Source organism: Mesorhizobium sp. M1E.F.Ca.ET.041.01.1.1, from assembly GCF_003997355.1.
In the GTDB taxonomy this organism is placed as follows: domain Bacteria; phylum Pseudomonadota; class Alphaproteobacteria; order Rhizobiales; family Rhizobiaceae; genus Mesorhizobium.
In genome coordinates this window covers 1-4489 of the sequence record NZ_RZSL01000501.1, presented here as the reverse complement: position 1 = coordinate 4489, position 4489 = coordinate 1, and the positions used below count along the sequence as shown (strand labels likewise).

The 4489-nt window shown below is 64.3% G+C and carries 3 protein-coding genes; 2 read left to right on the top strand and 1 reads right to left on the bottom strand.

Going from position 1 to position 4489, the window contains the following annotated elements; translation table 11 throughout:
• Positions 1-1667, top strand: a 1667-nt coding sequence (gene glmS / locus EOA38_RS28780; protein ID WP_127300824.1) for a glutamine--fructose-6-phosphate transaminase (isomerizing), incomplete at its 5' end; no start/stop codon positions are given.
• A gap of 265 nt (positions 1668-1932) precedes the next feature.
• Positions 1933-2691 carry a DUF502 domain-containing protein gene (locus EOA38_RS28775; RefSeq protein ID WP_126093502.1) on the top strand — a complete coding sequence of 253 codons (759 nt, stop codon included), beginning with the start codon at positions 1933-1935 and terminating at the stop codon, positions 2689-2691.
• Here EOA38_RS28775 and recG read toward each other — a convergent pair.
• The coding region (gene recG / locus EOA38_RS28770; protein WP_127300823.1) for an ATP-dependent DNA helicase RecG at positions 2643-4489 on the bottom strand (1847 nt) is incomplete at its 5' end. The two genes, EOA38_RS28775 and recG, sit on opposite strands and share 49 nt — an antisense overlap.

Genomic DNA, 4489 nt, shown 5'->3' with positions numbered 1-4489 from the left:
ACCTCGAACGCCGGTTGAAGGAAGAACCGCTCGACGGCACGATCGGCATCGGCCACACGCGCTGGGCAACGCATGGCGTGCCGAACGAGACCAACGCGCATCCGCATTTTTCCGATGGCGTCGCCATCGTCCACAACGGCATCATCGAGAATTTCGCCGAGCTGCGCGATGAACTGGTCCGCGACGGCTACACATTCACCTCGCAGACCGACACCGAGGTCGTCGCGCATCTGGTGGCACGGGAACTTGCCAAGGGGCGGAAGCCGGTGGAGGCAGCGCATCAGGCGCTGAAGCGGCTCTCGGGCGCCTTCGCACTGGCGATCATGTTCAAGGGCGACGAGAACCTGCTCGTCGGCGCCCGCAACGGTCCGCCTTTAGCCGTCGGCCATGGCGACGGTGAGATGTTTTTGGGTTCCGACGCCATCGCGCTGGCGCCCTTCACCAATTCGATCACCTATCTGGAGGACGGCGATTGGGCGGTGGTGCGCCGCAACAGCGTCGAGATCTACGACATCGACGGCAACAAGGTCGACCGCAAGCGGCAGCAGTCGCTGTCGACCAGCTTCATGGTCGACAAGGGCAACCGCCGCCATTTCATGGAAAAGGAGATCCATGAGCAGCCTGAGGTGATTTCGCACACGCTGGCGCATTATGTGGATTTCGTCTCCGGCATCTCCAGGCCGCTTGAACTGCCGTTCGATTTCGCCAGGATCGGCCGGCTGGCGCTCTCGGCCTGCGGCACCGCCTATCTGGCCGGGTTGATCAGCAAATACTGGTTCGAGCGCTATGCGCGGCTGCCGGTCGACATCGATGTCGCCTCGGAATTCCGCTACCGCGAGATGCCGCTGTCGGCCACCGATGCGGCCTTCTTCATCTCGCAATCGGGCGAGACCGCCGACACGCTGGCCTCGCTGCGCTATTGCCGCAAGGCCGGCATGAAGATCGGCGCGGTCGTCAACGTGCGGGAATCGACCATGGCGCGCGAATCCGACGTCGTGCTGCCGACGCTTGCCGGGCCCGAAATCGGCGTCGCCTCGACCAAGGCTTTCACCTGCCAACTGTCGGTGCTGGCTTCGCTCGCCGTGCGGGCAGGCGTCGCGCGCGGAACGATCGCGCGCGATGAGGAGAGGCGGCTGGTGCGCGAGCTTTCCGAGGCGCCGCGCTACGCCACCCAAGTGCTCAAGCTCGACGAGCAGATCGAACGCATCTCGCGCGAGCTCTCGCGTTACAAGGACGTGCTCTATCTCGGCCGCGACACCAATTTCCCTCTTGCCATGGAAGGTGCGCTGAAGCTCAAGGAAATCTCCTATATCCATGCCGAAGGCTATGCCGGCGGCGAGTTGAAGCATGGACCGATCGCGCTGATCGACGAGAACATGCCGGTGATCGTCATCGCGCCGCATGACCGCATCTTCGAAAAGACCGTGTCGAACATGCAGGAAGTGGCGGCGCGCGGCGGCAAGATCATCCTCATCACCGACGCCAAGGGCGCCGCCCAGGCGGGCATCAAGACGATGGAGACGATCATCCTGCCCGAAGTGCCGGAGATCATCTCGCCGATCATCTATGCGCTGCCGGTCCAGATGCTCGCCTATTTCACCGCCGTGTTCATGGGCACGGATGTCGACCAGCCGCGCAATCTGGCGAAATCGGTGACGGTGGAATAGTACCGTTAGCTTGCCTCGCGCAGTTCGAAGTACGGCTGCGGATGGTCCCTTCTTTCGTCATCCACGGGCGGAGCAGGAGCGAAAGCTCCTGCGCAGACCCGAGGATGACGAAGGGAAGGATGTTTCGGCTAATTCCAAACGGAAGCAGCTTCCATCTGGAACGCTGAAAGCCTCGCCTTAGCCAACCTTCTTTAAAAACTTCGCAGTTCCAAACAAGCCCGCGGTTCACTAATCTCAGCGTCGCAATCTGCGCTGCGGTGATCCTATGTCCGACGCCCTGAAGACCTCTGGTATTGCCCGGCTCAGGAACTATTTCCTGACGGGCTTCGTCGTCTGCGCGCCGCTGGCGATCACCGCCTATATCGCCTGGTCTCTTATCGGGTGGGTCGATTCCTGGGTAAAGCCATACATTCCGGCCCGCTACAATCCCGACACCTATCTGCCGTTCCCGGTCCCCGGCTTCGGGCTGATCGTGGCGCTGGTGCTCATCACGTTCATCGGCTTCATGACGGCGAACATCGTCGGCCGCGCCATCGTCAATTTCGGCGAGCGGCTGCTTGGCCGCATGCCGCTGGTGCGCGGCATCTATAGCTCGCTGAAGCAGATCTTCGAGACGGTGCTGTCGAACAAGGGCGACATGTTCCGCCAGGTCGGGCTGGTCGAATATCCGCGAAAAGGGGTCTGGTCGCTGGTCTTCGTCGCCAGCGAGAAGGAAACCGAGATCAACCAGAAGCTCGACCAGGAAGGCGATCCGCTGATCGCGGTGTTCATGCCCTGCACGCCGAACCCGACCACGGGGTTCCTGATGTATGTGCTGAAATCCGAGATCGTGCTGCTCGACATGAGCATCGAGGATGGCGCCAAGCTGATCGTTTCGGCCGGCCTTGTGGCGCCGGAGGTCAAGACCAAGCTGGTGACGCTGAACGGCGAACGGATCGAGGGTCCGCTTGCCAACCCGCCAGTCGGCGCCGGGCCTCAGCCGGCCCGCAGCAAGCGCACCGCCTCGTCGCGACCGAACAGGTAAAGCAGCAGCCGAAGCGCTTCGCCGCGTTCGGACTGCAGGTCCGGATCGCGCGACAGGATCAGCCGCGCGTCGTCGCGCGCGGCCTCGAGCAGATCGGCATGGAACTCGATGCGCGCCACCTGGAAGCCGGGAGTGCCGGACTGGCGGGTGCCCAGCAACTCGCCTTCGCCACGCAGCTTCAGATCCTCCTCGGCGATGCGGAAGCCGTCTTCGGTCTCGCGCATCACGGAAAGCCGGCGCTTCGCCGTCTCGCCGAGCGGGTCCTTGTAGAGCAGCACGCAGGAGGAGGCCCGGTCGCCGCGCCCGACGCGGCCGCGCAACTGGTGCAGTTGCGCAAGGCCGAAGCGCTCGGCATGTTCGATAACCATGATGGTGGCGTCCGGCACGTCGACGCCGACCTCGATGACGGTGGTTGCGATCAGGATGCGCGTCTCGCCCTGCTTGAAAGCGCGCATCGCCTCGTCCTTCTCGGCACCCTTCATGCGGCCATGCACCAGGCCGATCTGGTCGCCGAACAGCGGCTTCAGCGAAGCGAAACGGTCCTCAGCCGACATCAGCTTGATCTCTTCGGATTCCTCGACCAGTGGGCAGATCCAGTAGATCTTCTGGCCTTCGGCGACGGCGTCGCGCATGCGCCCGACCAGTTCGTCCAGCCGCTCCATCGGTAAGGTGACCGTGCGGATTGGCTGCCGGCCGGCGGGTTTTTCGGTCAGCTTCGAGACGTCCATGTCGCCGAAGGCGGTGAGCACCAGCGTGCGCGGGATGGGGGTCGCCGTCATCACCAGCATGTCGGGCGCGTCGCCCTTGGCGGTGATCGCCAGCCGCTGGTGGACGCCGAAGCGGTGCTGCTCGTCGACGACGGCAAGCACGAGGTCGTGGAACGTGACCGTTTCCTGGAACAGCGCGTGGGTGCCGACGACGATGTCGATCGTGCCGTCGGCAAGACCTTCCAGCGTCTCGGTGCGCTCGCGGCCTTTTTCGCGCCCGGTCAGAATGGCGACGCAAAGGCCGGCTTTTTCCGCCAGTGGCGCGATGGTCGCCAGGTGTTGGCGTGCCAAAATCTCGGTCGGCGCCATCAGCGCGGCCTGGCCGCCTGCCTCGACCGCTCGCCCCATGGCGAGCAGGGCAACCACGGTCTTGCCGGAGCCGACGTCGCCCTGCAACAGGCGCAGCATGCGTTCGGGGTCGGCCAGATCGGCATTGATCTCGCCGAGCGCGAATTCCTGACTGGGCGTGAGCTTGTAAGGCAGGGCCGCGCGCAGCCGCTCGACGATGCGGCCGTCGCCGGTGAGCGGCCGGCCTGACAGCCGGCGGATTCTTGCCCGCACCAGCGCCAGCGACACCTGCCCGGCGAGGAATTCGTCGTAAGCCAGGCGGCGCCAGGCCGAACCCTCGACGGCGACGTCGATCGGATCCGCCGGATTGTGGATGCGGGTAAGCGCATCGCCGAAGGACGGAAAAGTGTGGCGACGCATGAAGGCGTCGTCCTGCCATTCCGGCAGTTCAGGCAGGCGACCGAGCGCCTGCCCGATGGCGCGGCGCAGCACTTTTGCCGACAGGCCGGCGGTAAGCGGATAGACCGGCTCGACCAGCGGCAGGCCCTCGGCCTCGTCGATCGGCGCGATATGATCGGGATGGACCATGGTCGGGCGGCCGTTGAACCATTCCATGCGGCCGGAGATCACGACATGCTCGCCTTCCGGCAGCATCTTCTGCAGATATGCGGCATGGGCATGGAAGAAGGTCAGGGCGATCTCGCCGGTGTCGTCATGGGCATAGACCCGATAGGGCACGGACC

What these genes read in the sequence shown, in the direction of transcription:
- EOA38_RS28775 (WP_126093502.1), top strand. Translation starts at nt 1,933, where the DNA reads ATGTCCGACGCCCTGAAGACCTCTGGTATTGCCCGGCTCAGGAACTAT.